Consider the following 15,181-nt stretch of genomic DNA (forward strand, 5'->3'; position numbering starts at 1 on the left):
TCAACCGAGATTCCCTTAGTAGCGGCGAGCGAACGGGGATTAGCCCTTAAGTTTCTTGGAAGTTAGTGGAATGGTCCTGGAAAGGCCAGCGATACAGGGTGATAGCCCCGTACATGAAAACGACCTTGAAGTGAAATCGAGTAGGGCGGGACACGTGACATCCTGTCTGAATATGGGGGGACCATCCTCCAAGGCTAAATACTCCTGACTGACCGATAGTGAACCAGTACCGTGAGGGAAAGGCGAAAAGAACCCCTGTGAGGGGAGTGAAATAGAACCTGAAACCGTGTACGTACAAGCAGTGGGAGCCCTTCGGGGTGACTGCGTACCTTTTGTATAATGGGTCAGCGACTTACATTTTGTAGCGAGGTTAACCGTATAGGGGAGCCGTAGGGAAACCGAGTCTTAACTGGGCGTCTAGTTGCAAGGTGTAGACCCGAAACCGGGTGATCTAGCCATGGGCAGGTTGAAGGTTGAGTAACATCAACTGGAGGACCGAACCCACTAACGTTGCAAAGTTAGGGGATGACCTGTGGCTGGGGGTGAAAGGCCAATCAAACTCGGAGATAGCTGGTTCTCCCCGAAAGCTATTTAGGTAGCGCCTCGGACGAATACTACTGGGGGTAGAGCACTGTTTGGACTAGGGGGTCATCCCGACTTACCAACTCCATGCAAACTCCGAATACCAGTAAGTAATATCCGGGAGACACACGGCGGGTGCTAACGTCCGTCGTGAAGAGGGAAACAACCCAGACCGCCAGCTAAGGTCCCAAAGTTCTGGTTAAGTGGGAAACGATGTGGGAAGGCTCAGACAGCTAGGATGTTGGCTTAGAAGCAGCCATCATTTAAAGAAAGCGTAATAGCTCACTAGTCGAGTCGGCCTGCGCGGAAGATGTAACGGGGCTCAAACCAGGCACCGAAGCTGCGGATTCAATCTTATGATTGAGTGGTAGGGGAGCGTTCTGTAAGTCTGCGAAGGTGTATCGAGAGGTATGCTGGAGATATCAGAAGTGCGAATGCTGACGTAAGTAACGATAAAGGGGGTGAAAAACCTCCTCGCCGGAAGACCAAGGGTTCCTGTCCAACGTTAATCGGGGCAGGGTGAGTCGACCCCTAAGGTGAGGCCGAAAGGCGTAATCGATGGGAAGCAGGTTAATATTCCTGCACGACTTGTAATTGCGATGGGGGGACGGAGAAGGCTAGGTGGGCCAGGCGACGGTTGTCCTGGTGAAAGTGCGTAGGCGGTATTTCTAGGCAAATCCGGAGATACAACGCTGAGACACGAGACGAACGCACTACGGTGCGGAAGCCATTGATGCCATGCTTCCAGGAAAAGCCTCTAAGCTTCAGATTACAAGTCATCGTACCCCAAACCGACACAGGTGGTCGGGTAGAGAATACCAAGGCGCTTGAGAGAACTCGGGTGAAGGAACTAGGCAAAATAGAACCGTAACTTCGGGAGAAGGTTCGCTCTTGACAGTGAAGTCCCTTGCGGATGGAGCAGTTGGGAGTCGCAGTGACCAGATGGCTGGGACTGTTTATCAAAAACACAGCACTCTGCAAACACGAAAGTGGACGTATAGGGTGTGACACCTGCCCGGTGCCGGAAGGTTAATTGATGGGGTTAGCGCAAGCGAAGCTCTTGATCGAAGCCCCGGTAAACGGCGGCCGTAACTATAACGGTCCTAAGGTAGCGAAATTCCTTGTCGGGTAAGTTCCGACCTGCACGAATGGTGTAACCATGGCCATGCTGTCTCCACCCGAGACTCAGTGAAATCGAATTCGCCGTGAAGATGCGGTGTACCCGCGGCTAGACGGAAAGACCCCGTGAACCTTTACTACAGCTTGGCACTGAACATTGAACCTACATGTGTAGGATAGGTGGGAGGCTTTGAAGCGATAACGCTAGTTGTCGTGGAGCCGTCCTTGAAATACCACCCTTGTATGTTTGATGTTCTAACGCAGGGCCCTGAATCGGGCTCGCGGACAGTGCCTGGTGGGTAGTTTGACTGGGGCGGTCTCCTCCCAAAGAGTAACGGAGGAGCACGAAGGTTGGCTAATCCTGGTCGGACATCAGGAGGTTAGTGCAATGGCATAAGCCAGCTTAACTGCGAGACGGACAGGTCGAGCAGGTACGAAAGTAGGTCATAGTGATCCGGTGGTTCTGAATGGAAGGGCCATCGCTCAACGGATAAAAGGTACTCCGGGGATAACAGGCTGATACCGCCCAAGAGTTCATATCGACGGCGGTGTTTGGCACCTCGATGTCGGCTCATCACATCCTGGGGCTGAAGTCGGTCCCAAGGGTATGGCTGTTCGCCATTTAAAGTGGTACGCGAGCTGGGTTCAGAACGTCGTGAGACAGTTCGGTCCCTATCTGCCGTGGGCGTTGGATGATTGAAGGGAGTTGCTCCTAGTACGAGAGGACCGGAGTGAACGAACCTCTGGTGTTCGGGTTGTCACGCCAGTGGCACTGCCCGGTAGCTAAGTTCGGAATCGATAACCGCTGAAAGCATCTAAGCGGGAAGCGAGCCCTGAGATGAGTCATCCCTGACCCCTTGAGGGTCCTAAAGGGCCGTTGGAGACCACAACGTTGATAGGTGGGGTGTGTAAGCGCGGCGACGTGTTGAGCTAACCCATACTAATTACCCGTGAGGCTTAACCATACAACACCCAAGAAGTGTTTCTGGCCTTGTAGCAAGTGCATGAACTACTTAAAAATTCAGTGATAGCGAAGCCAACAGGCAAATCGTTATTTACGTCAGCTTTCTCAGATTGAATTAATTTGCCTGGCGGCCATAGCGCCGTGGAACCACCTGATCCCATGCCGAACTCAGAAGTGAAACGCGGTAGCGCCGATGGTAGTGTGGCATTCGCCATGCGAGAGTAGGACACTGCCAGGCACCCAATACAAGAAACCCCGCTCGATGAGCGGGGTTTTTTATTGGCTGAAATTTAGCAAATCGCCCAAATGTTGACCTTTTATTCCCTCTTCCCTGCCATTTTCTCTATTTTTCCTCCTCGATTTTCTTCGGTTCTGCCATAAACCCCAATTTTTGTAACTATATGATATTTATCTATTTGTTAATTTAACACCGATCTCTATGAGGTATGGCGGTCTGTTCTGCAGGACAATGCTTAAACTCGCAAATGATAATGATTATTGTTTGAATGATCTGAGTGAGGTCGTTACAATGCGGGCTGATTAATAAAGTGCTTTTCAAATGAGCCTTTGCTAATGCTGCTCCTGGCCGGATGCCAGGGCGTTGTAACGAGTGAAGTAAGGGAATACGCCACTTTCCTACTAAAAACGTTCAGGCCAAAACATGACAACAGTGAAACCGAACAAGCTTGCCTTGCTGATCTGCTCCCTTCTTGCGACTCAAGCCTATGCTGCCGAGCAGGAGGTGATGGTCGTCACCGCATCCGGCTTCCAGCAGAAGATCGAAGATTCTGCCGCCTCCATCTCCGTGATTACCCGTGAACAGCTGGAGAAGCGGGCATATCGCGATGTGACCGATGCTCTGAAGGATGTGCCCGGTGTCGTGGTGACGGGTGGTGGCAGCAGCAGTGATATCAGCATTCGCGGTATGGGCTCGAAATACACCCTGATGCTGGTTGATGGCAAGAAGGTGGATAGCCGCGGTACTCGCCCCAATAGCGATGGCCCGGGTATCGAACAGGGTTGGTTGCCGCCATTGCAGGCGATCGAGCGGATTGAGGTCGTCCGTGGCCCCATGTCATCCCGTTATGGTTCGGATGCCATGGGCGGCGTGATTAACGTGATTACCCGCAAGACCACCGGACTGGCCTGGCAGGGGTCGGTTCACGCTGATTCGACCTTCCAAGAGAACAAAGATGCCGGCAACAGCTTCCAGACCGATGCCTATACCGCAGGTTCACTGATCGATGGCGTGTTGGGGCTGCGTTTCAATGGTCAGCTGGCGCATCGTGGCGAAGACAAATTTACCCAGGGCTTTGCCGAGCAGGAGACTCGCAGTGGCACGGCGGTGCTTAGCTTCAAGCCTGACGACCATAACAGCTTCGATCTGGAGGCCAGTCGCAGCCTGCAGGATCGGGATCGTACGGCCGGCAATTCACTGGATGCCAAGGCGAAAGATAGCCTTAACCGCTACGAGCGCACCAACTATGCGCTGACCCATGATGGTCAGTATGATTTCGGCTCGTCCAGCAGCTATCTGCAGCAGGAGACCAACACTAACCCCGGTCGCAAGATGGAGCTCACCAACACCATCGCCGACACTCATACCCAGTTCATTCTGGGGGATCACTACCTGAGTGTCGGTGGTCAGTACCGCTATGAAGACCTGCACGATCAGGGCAATACCCTGAAAGTAGCCAACCCTGCCGAGCAGCTGACCCGCTGGAGCTGGGCGATGTTTGTCGAGGATGAGTGGTCACTCACTGACAGCTTTGCCCTGACCGGTGGCGCCCGCATGGATCGGGACCAGAACTACGGCTCTCACTGGAGCCCGCGCCTCTACGGCGTCTGGCATCTGGACCAGAGCTGGACGTTGAAAGGGGGCGTCTCGACCGGTTACCGTTCCCCTGACTTGCGGATGTCGGCGGCCAACTGGGGTCAGGTCACCGGTGGTGGCAGCCTGGATGGCATGCTGGTCGGCAACCCGGATCTCAAACCCGAGACCAGCGTGAGTGAAGAGATCGGTCTGCTGTGGAACGGTCATCAGGGCTTCAACGCCGGGGTGACCCTGTTCAATACCGACTTCAAGAACAAGATCTCAGAAGTACGTCGTTGCACCAGCAAGAGCGATCCTGCCTGTACCCTCAATGGTCACAGCTATGACTTCATCAGTGACCGGGTCAACGTCGACAAGGCGAACATGCGCGGGGTCGAGGGGATGATGGATTGGGCCATCAATGAGGATTGGTCGGTCAGTTCCAGCTACACCTTTACCCAGTCCGAACAGAAGAGCGGCCCGCTGGCGGGTCATGCCCTCAACCAGATGCCCCGCCACATGTTCAACGGCAGCGTAGACTGGCAGACTACCGAGGATCTCAGCCTCTGGTCACGAGTCAACTTCCGTGGCGAGACCTCCGAGTACCTGAGCCGGGTCAAGATGGCGGAGGGGACCCCTTCCTATACCTTCTTTGACATGGGCCTGGTCTACAAGGCCAACAAGCATCTGGATCTGACCGCCGGGGTCTACAACCTGTTCGACAAGGCGGTGGATTACAGCAGCTATGGCACTGTGCTGGATGGTCGCCGCTACAACCTGGGCGTGACTTACAACTTCTGATAGGGATCATGTTATACGGCCGCCATCTTCCGATGGCGGCCGTTTTTATTGCGCCTCCGTCAGGGGGCTACGCCTGATAGGGGGCGGCTTGCCAGGTATTGCGCCCCAGCCCCTTGGCCTGATACATGAGGGCGTCAGCCTGCCGCAGTAGCTGGTCGGCATCAGCCTCTCTGTTTGCTGCTACCCAGATTGCCCCGGTGCTGATGGAGAGCGTCACCTCGCCGCCGCTGGTGTGCAGGGTTTGCTGGTTGCTCTCCAGACAAATGCGCTCGGCCCACTGCTCTGTCTCAGCCAGCGTGGCCAGCGGCAGCAGCAGGCAAAACTCCTCCCCGCCGATGCGGGCCAGCAGAGCCTCTTCGGGCAACAGGTTGGTCACCGTGGTGGCCAGCTTTTCCAGCAACAGATCCCCGATGCCATGACCAAAGCGGTCGTTGGTCTCCTTGAAGTGATCCACATCGAACAGCAGCAGGGCACAGGGCGTGCCGTTTGCCAGCCGTTGCTCCATGGCAGGCATGAATGCCCGTCGATTGAGCAGGCCGGTCAGGGGGTCGGTACTGGCCAGTTTCTCCAGTCTGGCGTTGGCCCGACTTAGCTCGGCGGTGCGGCTGGCGACTGCGCGGCGCAGTTGCACTATGTAGGCCACCGTGATCAGCACTCCTGCCAGCAGCAGCCAGGGGCCAAGATGGATGGGGTAGATGGTCTCGACATGCATCCATTTTCGGATGATCCGCTCCCGATCGCTCTCTTTGATCTTGGCAAACCCCTCTTCCAGCTTGCTTAACAGGGCAAGGTCACCCTTTTTCACCGCAAAGCGGAGCTGGTCGGTATAGAGGTGGCGAACCGGAATAAAGCGGGTGGGATCTTCCGAGGTATAGAGATAGAAATTGGCGACCTGCAGATCGGCGATAAAGGCCTTCAGCTCCCCCTTGAAAACCGCGGCCAGCATGGCGTCATTGTCATCGAAGGTCTGTAGTCTGGTGCTAGGGAAGTAGCGCTTGGCGTAATACTCCTCGTAGCCACCGGCCACCACCCCGACCGTTTCATGGCTCAGGGTGTAGTGCACATCGGTGCCGCGCAGCTCGCTCGAGAAGAAGAGCTGGGAGTCGAGTTGGGCGAGGGACTGACCATAGTTGAACAGCTTGTCCCGCTCCGGGGACCAGAGCAGTCCGGCATGAACATCCGCCTGACCCTCATTGAGCTGATCGAGAGATTGCTGCCAGTCGACCAGCCTGAACTCGATCTTCTGACCGGTTACCCGGGCATATTCACGCCACAGGTCGATCAGCAGGCCATCCGGCTGGCCCGACTCATTGATATAGGAGAAGGGCTGCCAGGCTTTGGAGTTGGTAATGATGATCGGCTCTTCCGGGGCTTTGGCCCAGGCAGGCAGGGCAAGGGCGAGCAGCAGGAGCCCCCATCCGATACTGACTATGACTCCCGTCCTGGAAGAGGCCATCCTTGCTCCAATCTGTTGCCGTATACCGTCCCGTGGTCACCGATTATCACCGCCTTTCTCATCGAAGAACAAGCGCTCACATGATGAAGTTTGCATGATGCAAACGGCGTCATAAGGAGGCTGGCAGTTAGAGTGACTGCTTACAACGGCAGGCTGATCCTCGCCTCCAGTCCCCCTTGTGGCCGATTGAGCAGAACCAGTTCGCCACCGTGTTGATGAACCAGGGTGCGGGCGATAGAGAGCCCCAACCCCACGCTACCCGACTCGGTGTTGCGCGCCTCATCAAGGCGCACAAAGGGTTTGAACACATCCTCCAGTCGCGCCGGGTCTATCCCGGGGCCGTGGTCACAGACTCGAATCAATAGTGCCTCCCGGGTTCGCTCCAGCGATACCTCGGCACTGCCGGCATATTTGATGGCATTGCCGATCAGGTTCTGCAGCACCCGGCGCAAGGTGTTGGCTCGGCAAGCATAGACCTCTTTGCCCTCCGCCAGACAGGTGACCGGCTGGCCGGTATCGGCATAGTCATCGCACAGGCTGACCAGCAGGCTGACCAGATCAAGTTCGCGAGTGGCCTCCTGTTGCCCCTCCTCGCGGGCAAAGCTGAGGGTCGCCGCCAGCATCTGTTCCATCTGCTGCAGAGTCTGCTGGATGCGCTCCTTGTCCTCGCCATCGGCCAGAAACTCGGTGCGCAGCCGCAGGCTGGTGATGGGGGTACGCAGGTCGTGAGAGATGGCCGCCAGCATCCGGGTTCTGTCCTGCACGAAACGGTCGAGTCGGGTGTGCATCCGGTTGAAGGCCTGAATCGATTCGCGGATCTCGGTCGGCCCCACCTCTTGCAGCGGCTCGATATCTTCGCCCCGTCCCAGCCGCTCGGCATTGCCCGCCAGCTGCTTGAGAGGGCGGGTGGCACGGCGAAACAGCAGCACCATGAGCCCGATCACCAGACTGGCGACCAGCATCAGGTTGAGGGTGGTCTGCCACGACCAGCTGCCCGCCTCTTTGTCTACCAGTGAGCTGAACTGCAGCCAGCCACCCTGCGGCAACTCAATGGAGCCATAGAGCCGCATATCCCGCGGCGGGGGCTGCCCCTTACGATCCCGCATCATGCGGGCGTGGTGCTCCCACGCTTTGCTGCGCTGGGAGTTCTCTTTCAACTCGGCGCTGATCTCGACAGTAAGGCCGGGAGGATAGTTGAGGCGCGAGCGCACCAACTGCTCGAAGCGCGGGCTGCGGTTATCCGGTTGCAGCGGCTCATCGGAGAGGCGCAGCAGCAGGGTCTCGTTGCGACTGGCCTTGAGGATCTCGTCATAAAGAGAGGGAGGGGAGAGGGAGAGCAACCGCACCACCGAGATGATCCGCTGCATGGCGTTGCGGCTGTTGACGAAGCCGAGCGCTTCCTCCCGATCCGAGCGGTAGATCTGGATGCTGAGCAGCTGGATCAGGATCAACCCAGCCAGCGCCACCAGAATGATCTGGCCGGTCAGTCCCTTGGGCCACATCCGTGCCCACAGTCTTCGCAAGGCGCCCACTGCTTAAACCTGCGTCACGTCGGCGGAGAACATATAGCCGCCACCCCAGATGGTCTTGATCAGCTCCGGATTCTTGGGATCCCGCTCCAGCTTGCGGCGCAGTCGGCTCACCAGGGTATCGATGGCGCGATCGAAGGCCACCGCCTCGCGGCCACGGGCCAGATCCAGCAGTTGATCCCGACTCAGCACCCGCTGCGGGCGCTCGAGAAACACCTTGAGCAGATCGAACTCGGCGGTGGAGAGGCTCAAGCCCACCCCATCCTCATCGACCAGCTCCCGGCGATTGATGTCGAGCAACCAGCGATCGAAACGCAGATCCCGGGTCAGGGTCTCGGCGGCGGGCTGGGTCTCGGCCTGGGTACGGCGCATCACCGCCTTGATGCGCGCCAACAGCTCGCGCGGATTGAAGGGCTTGGCCAGATAGTCGTCGGCCCCCATCTCCAGCCCTATGATGCGGTCGGTCTCTTCTCCCATGGCGGTCAGCATGATGATGGGCAGGCTCGATTTGACTCGCAGCTCGCGGCAGAGGGTCAGGCCATCTTCACCCGGCATCATCAGATCCAGCACCAGCAGATCGAACTCCCGCTCCTCCAGCAGTCGCTTCATCTCTTTGCCATCCCGGGCGCAGCTGACCCGCAGGCCGTGCTGTTCCAGAAAGCGCTTCAAGAGATCGCGGATCTCGCTGTGGTCGTCGACCACCAGAATGTGGGTGTTGCCTTGATTCATGGGAAGGGCTCCTGCTTGACGTTGGCACGAGTATACGAAAATCCGCCCTGCGGTTTGTGTCAAAGTGTGCCAGATCCGCACGATGCCACACTCTGCTACAAAAAAGGGCGATGCTGGCAAAGTTCAGACACTTGACGGGTGTTTACTTGAGGGCAAGGCAAGAGCGCCGAACCAGAATCATCCCTAACGGAGATAGACCATGAAAAAGCTGACCAAAACCCTACTGACCGCCACCCTGATCCTTGGCCTGCCGCTGGGCGCCTATGCCGCCAGTGAAGCCGCCCCCACCGGTCAGCCCGGTGCCATGATGGACTGCCCGATGGATGGCAGTGGTATGAAAGGTGGCAAACACCACGGTGGCCGCCACGACAAGATGGCCCGCATGCAGAACATGACCCCGGAGCAGATCCAGGCCAACCTGCAACAACGTTATGACCGCATTGAAGATCCGGCCAAGAAGGCGGAGTTCATCAAGAACCTCAACGAGCGTGCCGCCGGCATGACCAAGCACGCCGAAGCGATGAAACAGTTCGCCGAGGCGAACCAGTAACAGCGCCTGCTGTTATAAACCAAAGGGTGGCCGAGGCCACCCTTTTTGTGATCCCATCGATCCATTTTTGCTCGAATCCTTATCTTGCTATCGCTTATGTGAGCGATGGCAAACGCGCCATGAGCGAATTGCAAGATAATGCTCGCTCATATAACAAGCTGCAGTTAGCAGTGGCCGTAAACAGGAGAGGGTATGGGTTGGGATCTGGGGACGATCAAGGGGCGATATACCGCCGTTTTTTTGGGATTCATGGTGGCGGTCTGTGTGCTGACCGTTATCGGCATCCAGTTATGGGTCAAGCCCGAGCTGCAACGGGCGGGTGAGCAGAATCTGGTGCTGCGGGTCAGCGAGATTGCGACCGACATTCGCGACCAGCTCAACGGGGTGCAGAGCCAGTCACGCAGTATCACCCAGCTGGTTGCCCAGCTGCCGAGCGAGCAAATCGATGCCGTTCTCCCTGCTCTGATCGATCAATATGGCAATGCCATGGTGTTTGGTGGCGGCATCTGGCCGATGCCGGATCAGCGGGAAGCTGGTCGCATCAAGTTCAGTACCTTCTTTCATCGGGATGGTGCCAACCAGCTGATCCCCAACACCTACTGGAACTCGGCCGAGGCACCCAACTATTTCGAGCAGCCCTGGCACAGAGCCGGGCAGCAGGCGGCGAAAGGCATGTGTGTCTGGGCGGCGGCTTACAAGGACGGTGCCAGTCAGCAACCGCGAACCAACTGCGCCATGGGGATCTACCGTGATGGCTCCCTCTACGGGGTGTCCACCATCGATGTGACGCTGGGTTTCTTCAATGATCTGGTCGCCAAAAAAGAGCAGGAGATCGGTGGTCAGGTGATGATCGTCGAAGCCGATGGCAAGATCCTCAGCAAGAATGGCCGTTTGAACGGGGATGTGGTGCTGGGCAATCTCTCATCTCACGGGGACTATCCCTTTGCCAGCGCAATCGCCAGCCTGCTGGGGCTGGGTAATGGCGCCGCGTTGCAGCGCACCACTTTTCAGGATCTGGGTGAAGAGCAGACATTGCTGATGCAACCCATCGAAGGAACCCCCTGGCTGTTGGCGGCGGCGCTGCCGACCAGCACCCTGACCCACGACAGTCAGGAGGTGCTCAAGACGCTGGCAGCGATCCAGCTACCGATGGTGGTGCTGCTGTTTGCGCTGATGTTGATGGCCATCAAGCAACTGGGCAGTCGACTCGACACTCTCAAGCTGAACATCGATGCGCTCTCGGCCGGAGATGCTGACCTGACTGCCCGGATCCGGGTCAAGGGACACGATGAGCTGGACCATATCGCCCAATCGGTGAATCGCTTTATCGCCTATCTGCAGCAGATGATGTTGCAGGTGACCGAGACCACAGAGCTGATTACCCGTGAATTGGCCCAGCTGGACCAGCAGACGGGACAGGCCAGACGTATTCTCGGTGAGCATGCCGCCGAGACCGATCAGATAGTGACAGCACTGACCGAGCTCAGCTCCACTGCCGATAGCGTGGCACACCACGCGAGCGATTCTGCCAGCTTTACCGAGTCTGCCAATGGTCAGGCGATTCAGTCCCGCAAGGTGGTGGGTCAGGCCTCTGCCAGTGTGGCGGCGCTGATCGATGAAGTCGATCTTGCTGCGACCAAGGTATTGGGGATGCAGGAAGATGCCCGCCAGATCAGCAGTGTACTCAGTGTGATCGGCGATATTGCCGCCCAGACCAACCTGTTGGCACTCAACGCTGCCATCGAGGCGGCGCGGGCCGGTGAGCAGGGGCGTGGTTTTGCCGTGGTGGCTGATGAGGTGCGAGCGCTGGCGGCGAGAACCCAGAATAGCACCGCCGAGGTGGGGAGCATGCTCTCCCGGTTGACGCAGGGGGTGGCCGAAGCCGTAGTGGCCATGGAGCACACCAAGCAGAGCTGTCAGGCGGCGACCGAAAATACCGAGCAGGTGACCGGCGGGCTCGACAAGATGGCGGATGCCGTAGTGCAGATCAACGATCTGGGCACCCAGATTGCGACTGCGGCAGAGGAGCAGAGCCGGGTGACCGAAGAGATCAACCGCAACATGGTCACTATCCGCGACATGGTCAATCTGCTGGTGGATAACGGGCAGAATACCGAACAGAGTTCGGCCACTCTGCTGGAGTCCAATCGCCAGCTGGTGGCGCTGGTGCATCGCTTCAAGGTGTAACAAACAGATAATGAAAGAGGGGGAGCCCGGTGCTCCCCCTCTTGCTATCTGTGCCGGTGCGGGCTTGTCACCCTTGTCCACTGGAAGAGCGAACTTAGCCCTGAGCCTTGTCGGTCAGGTCTACTTTCTTGACGGTTTCGCCTTCGAACTTGATAACTACGTTCTTCTTGGCGGCGTCAGTATCTTTCAGCAGGGTCTTGGTGGTTTCTGCCAGCAGCGGAGAGGCCTTGTTCAGGGCATCCAGATCATAGGTCCACACTTCCAGGCCGGATTCGGTCTTGGTGGAGGCCGGTGCGCCCAGCTTCTCTTTGATAGCCTGCTTGTTGGAGCCGCCTTCCTTGATATCCAGCGCCTGCTTGATGGCTTCGTTGGATGCGCTGTCCACAGCACCGGATACGGCGGTATTGGCCGCATCTTTTACGCTGCTGGTGACGCTGTCGGTCAGAGAGTCCATCAGGCCAGCATTGGCAAACAGGGGCAGGGAGGTGAGGGCTACCAGCAAAGTCTTTTTCATTTTTTACAGATTCCATTGGTTCAAATGAGGCGGCTATGGAACCAATAAAAGCCTCGGGTGTCAAGTGAGGCATATAATTGAGTGTTCTGTTAACTGGATCTCACTTCTCACCGGCCACAAATAGCTTTGGTATCTCCCGCACCAGCCAGCTCTTGGCCTTGCCCATGGTGTCCCGCCGCCAGGCCAGTACTACTTGCAACTGATGGCGATATTCGGGGCTGATCACCTTGAGCCGCCCGGCCTTGATGTCCTCATCGATCCAGCTTTGCGGCATGGTGCCGACGCCGATCCCTGCGAGCAGGGCGTCACGTTTCTCCGCCATGGTACTGACGGTGAGGCGTGGCTGCTTGTCCAGCAGGCGATAGGTGAGTACCGGTTTGCGCAGCGCCGAGTCAGCCACCGCGATGGCGCGGTAACGGCGCAGGGTCTCGTCTGCCAAGGGCTCCGGCTCCTGATGTAGCGAATGATCGGGATGGGCGACGTAGAGCATCACCTCTTCTTTGATCACCTGATGCTTGATGCCGGTCATCATGATATCGGGATTGATCGAGGAGATAAGCAGGTCGGCGCGGCCATCTTCCAGACATTCCCAGCTGCCCGCCAGCACCTCGGCCCGCAGCCGCAGTCGGGTATCGGTCTGCTCGGCCAGCTTTTCCACCAAGGGGTAGAGGGCCTGCAGCGGGACCAGCGCATCAACGGCGATGGTGATGTCGGTCTCCCAGCCACGGGCCAGCGCCCGGGTTTCGCCCACCAGATGTTCGGCCGCTTCCAGTAGCACCCGGCCGCGCTCCAGCAGCATGCGTCCCGCCGGGGTGAACTTGGTGCGGTGGCCGCTGCGGTCAAACAGCATGGCATCCAGTTCGTCCTCCAGTTTCTGCACCGTATAGCTCAATGCCGAGGGCACCTTGCCCAGCTCGTCGGCCGCCGCCGCGAAGCTGCCACGGCGGTCGATGGCGTCCAGCACCCGGATTGCCTCTAGGGTCAGCGCCCGCTCCTTGTTCGATTCCTTGGCCATTTCATACCTTCAATTTTTTTGAACATGTTTGCCAGTTTATCTCGCTAACAAGTTAGGCCAAGTGTCTTTAATATGCAATCAACGCTTAGGCAGGAACGCCGAGCGGCCAAATATGCGGGAAGTTCCGCACTGTGACACACCAAATCGGTCTGTCTGATGTCGGTGAAAGAACAACACACTATTTGAATAACCTCTTGCATGGATGCATTGATTCTGGCCGAAAAGGCCTTGGCAATGACATATAAAACAAGAGAGTCAATGAACATGAAAAACGTAATCAAGATGCTGGCCGTTGCAGGCCTGATGACCACAGGTTTCGCCCAGGCTTCCGTACCGGCTGACATCAACGCTGCCCCGGGCGTGCTGTTTGTGAACTGGAATGCCACTGCCGCAGTGGATGGCAAAGCCAATCCGATGCTGGAAGTACGTGACGAGTCTGGCGATCTGCTGGCATCAGTCCACGCCAACCTGAGTGGCACCCAGCAGGTGCGGATCCCGAGCCGTACCCAGGGCAACCTGACCGTCAGCCTGGCTGGCCAGAGCAGCGAATACCGTATTCCGTTCGGCATCGGTGGTGGCAACCCGCGCTAAGTCGAACCCCGGATAGATGAGGAGCAGACCATGATGCAATTGAGAGCCGCAGAAGCGCGGGGCAAGGCCAACTTCGGCTGGCTGGACGCGCGCCACAGTTTCTCCTTCGGTCACTACTATGACCCGGAGTGGATGGGACACTCGGTGCTGCGGGTGATCAATCAGGATCTGGTTGCGCCGGGTGGCGGATTCGCCACCCACCCTCACGCCAATATGGAGATCCTCACTTGCGTGCTGCAAGGCACCATTGAGCACAAGGACAGCCTCGGCCATGCCGAGCAGATCCCGGCAGGGGATTTCCAGCTGATGAGCGCAGGCAGCGGGATCCGCCACAGCGAGTACAACCCCTCGCAGACGGAACCCCTCTCCCTGTTGCAGATCTGGATCGAGCCGAACGAGTTCGGCACGCCACCCGGATATCAGCAGAAGAAGATCGAGTCCAGACCGGGCATGACGCTGGTGGCGTCACCGGATGGCGAGGCGGGATCCTTCAGGATCCGCCAACAGGCCCGCGTATGGCGGCTGGAACTGGCCCCGGGCGAGACGCTCGAATGGGCACTGGCTGGCCGACACGGTTACCTGCAGATGATTTCAGGGGAGCTGACCGCCAACGGTCTGGCTGCCCGACCCGGCGACGGGGTTCTCAGTCGTGATGAATACCGGTGGGAGTTGGTCGCAACCAGTGCCACTCAAGCCCTGTTATTTGACCTACCCTGAAGCAGTCAGCGGTGATGTGACACAAACGAGGAAGATAAAATGGACAAGATGAAAGATTTGGCACTGCTGGCGGGTCGTGTACTGCTGGCGCTGATGTTCGTGATGGCGGGCTGGAGCAAGATCGGTGGTTACGCTGGTACTCAGGGTTATATGGAAGCGATGGGGGTGCCCGGCTTTATGTTGCCGCTGGTGATCCTGCTTGAGCTGGGCGGTGGCCTTGCCATCGTGCTCGGTCTCTTTACCCGCAGCCTCTCCGTGCTGCTGGCCGGTTTCACCCTGATGGCTGCCTTTATTTTCCACTATCAGCCTGCCGAACAGATGCAGATGCTGATGTTTATGAAGAACGTTTCAGTGGCCGGTGGTTTCCTGGCCCTGGCGGCGGCTGGTGCGGGTGCATTCAGTGTGGATGCCCGTCTCGGCAAAAACTGGTAACAGCCAGTCAGTTTGAGGTTTCCAATGCCTTTTGGCCGGTGCAACTGCACCGGCTTTTTTCTGTCTGTGAGAAAGAGAGAGCCAAATCTGCGGCGCCCCTCATGATTCCGCCTCTTGCCTGCCGCTGGCCGCAAGCGCCTTTTGCATCTTCCCCCCCGATCCCTGACAATTCCCTCTCTTGT

Annotated in this window: 11 protein-coding genes and 2 rRNA genes (1 of these 13 cut by a window edge); 8 read left to right on the forward strand and 5 right to left on the reverse strand. The window is 57.7% G+C overall.

Going from position 1 to position 15,181, the window contains the following annotated elements; genetic code table 11:
• The 3 genes from CK911_RS18490 to CK911_RS18500 form a co-directional block, all read left to right on the forward strand.
• Positions 1-2,666: ribosomal RNA gene (locus CK911_RS18490) — 23S ribosomal RNA — on the forward strand; it begins 224 nt to the left of the window's first position.
• 122 nt (positions 2,667-2,788) lie between these two features.
• Positions 2,789-2,903 (forward strand): 5S ribosomal RNA (gene rrf, locus CK911_RS18495).
• A 423-nt stretch (positions 2,904-3,326) separates the two neighbouring features.
• On the forward strand, positions 3,327-5,279 hold the full coding sequence (locus tag CK911_RS18500) for a ligand-gated channel protein (protein WP_172954056.1): 1,953 nt from the start codon (positions 3,327-3,329) through the stop codon (positions 5,277-5,279).
• 67 nt (positions 5,280-5,346) lie between these two features.
• Here the strand turns inward: CK911_RS18500 and CK911_RS18505 are convergent, their stop codons facing one another.
• The 3 genes from CK911_RS18505 to CK911_RS18515 form a co-directional block, all read right to left on the reverse strand.
• Positions 5,347-6,735, reverse strand: a complete 1,389-nt coding sequence (locus tag CK911_RS18505) for a transporter substrate-binding domain-containing protein (RefSeq protein WP_098971763.1) — start codon at positions 6,733-6,735, stop codon at positions 5,347-5,349.
• Between the two features lie 140 nt (positions 6,736-6,875).
• On the reverse strand, positions 6,876-8,237 hold the full coding sequence (locus CK911_RS18510) for an ATP-binding protein (RefSeq protein WP_172954112.1): 1,362 nt from the start codon (positions 8,235-8,237) through the stop codon (positions 6,876-6,878).
• A 33-nt stretch (positions 8,238-8,270) separates the two neighbouring features.
• On the reverse strand, positions 8,271-8,993 hold the full coding sequence (locus CK911_RS18515) for a response regulator (protein ID WP_042019874.1): 723 nt from the start codon (positions 8,991-8,993) through the stop codon (positions 8,271-8,273).
• A 199-nt stretch (positions 8,994-9,192) separates the two neighbouring features.
• Here CK911_RS18515 and CK911_RS18520 point away from each other — a divergent pair, with 199 nt between their 5' ends.
• Both CK911_RS18520 and CK911_RS18525 read left to right on the forward strand, forming a co-directional pair.
• Positions 9,193-9,543, forward strand: coding sequence for a hypothetical protein (locus CK911_RS18520; RefSeq protein WP_098971767.1), 351 nt, complete (start codon positions 9,193-9,195; stop codon positions 9,541-9,543).
• Between the two features lie 192 nt (positions 9,544-9,735).
• The gene (locus CK911_RS18525; protein ID WP_098971769.1) at positions 9,736-11,730 is read left to right on the forward strand and encodes a methyl-accepting chemotaxis protein; all 1,995 of its coding nucleotides are present in this window, start codon (positions 9,736-9,738) and stop codon (positions 11,728-11,730) included.
• Positions 11,731-11,824: 94 nt separating this feature from the next.
• Here CK911_RS18525 and CK911_RS18530 read toward each other — a convergent pair whose 3' ends face one another.
• Positions 11,825-12,244 (reverse strand): hypothetical protein, encoded by a 420-nt coding sequence (locus CK911_RS18530; RefSeq protein WP_098971771.1) that lies wholly within the window; start codon positions 12,242-12,244, stop codon positions 11,825-11,827.
• A gap of 100 nt (positions 12,245-12,344) precedes the next feature.
• On the reverse strand, positions 12,345-13,259 hold the full coding sequence (locus CK911_RS18535) for a LysR family transcriptional regulator (protein ID WP_098971773.1): 915 nt from the start codon (positions 13,257-13,259) through the stop codon (positions 12,345-12,347).
• A 258-nt stretch (positions 13,260-13,517) separates the two neighbouring features.
• Here CK911_RS18535 and CK911_RS18540 point away from each other — a divergent pair, with 258 nt between their 5' ends.
• The 3 genes from CK911_RS18540 to CK911_RS18550 are packed head-to-tail and all read left to right on the forward strand — an operon-like array spanning position 13,518 to position 14,999.
• Positions 13,518-13,850 carry a hypothetical protein gene (locus tag CK911_RS18540; protein WP_098971775.1) on the forward strand — a complete coding sequence of 111 codons (333 nt, stop codon included), beginning with the start codon at positions 13,518-13,520 and terminating at the stop codon, positions 13,848-13,850.
• A 30-nt stretch (positions 13,851-13,880) separates the two neighbouring features.
• Positions 13,881-14,567 (forward strand): pirin family protein, encoded by a 687-nt coding sequence (locus tag CK911_RS18545; protein ID WP_098971777.1) that lies wholly within the window; start codon positions 13,881-13,883, stop codon positions 14,565-14,567.
• A gap of 39 nt (positions 14,568-14,606) precedes the next feature.
• Positions 14,607-14,999 carry a DoxX family protein gene (locus tag CK911_RS18550; protein WP_042019867.1) on the forward strand — a complete coding sequence of 131 codons (393 nt, stop codon included), beginning with the start codon at positions 14,607-14,609 and terminating at the stop codon, positions 14,997-14,999.
• The last annotated feature ends 182 nt before the right edge of the window (positions 15,000-15,181 follow it).

The organism is Aeromonas sp. CU5 (genome assembly GCF_002586745.1).
Classification (GTDB): Bacteria; Pseudomonadota; Gammaproteobacteria; order Enterobacterales; family Aeromonadaceae; genus Aeromonas; species Aeromonas sobria.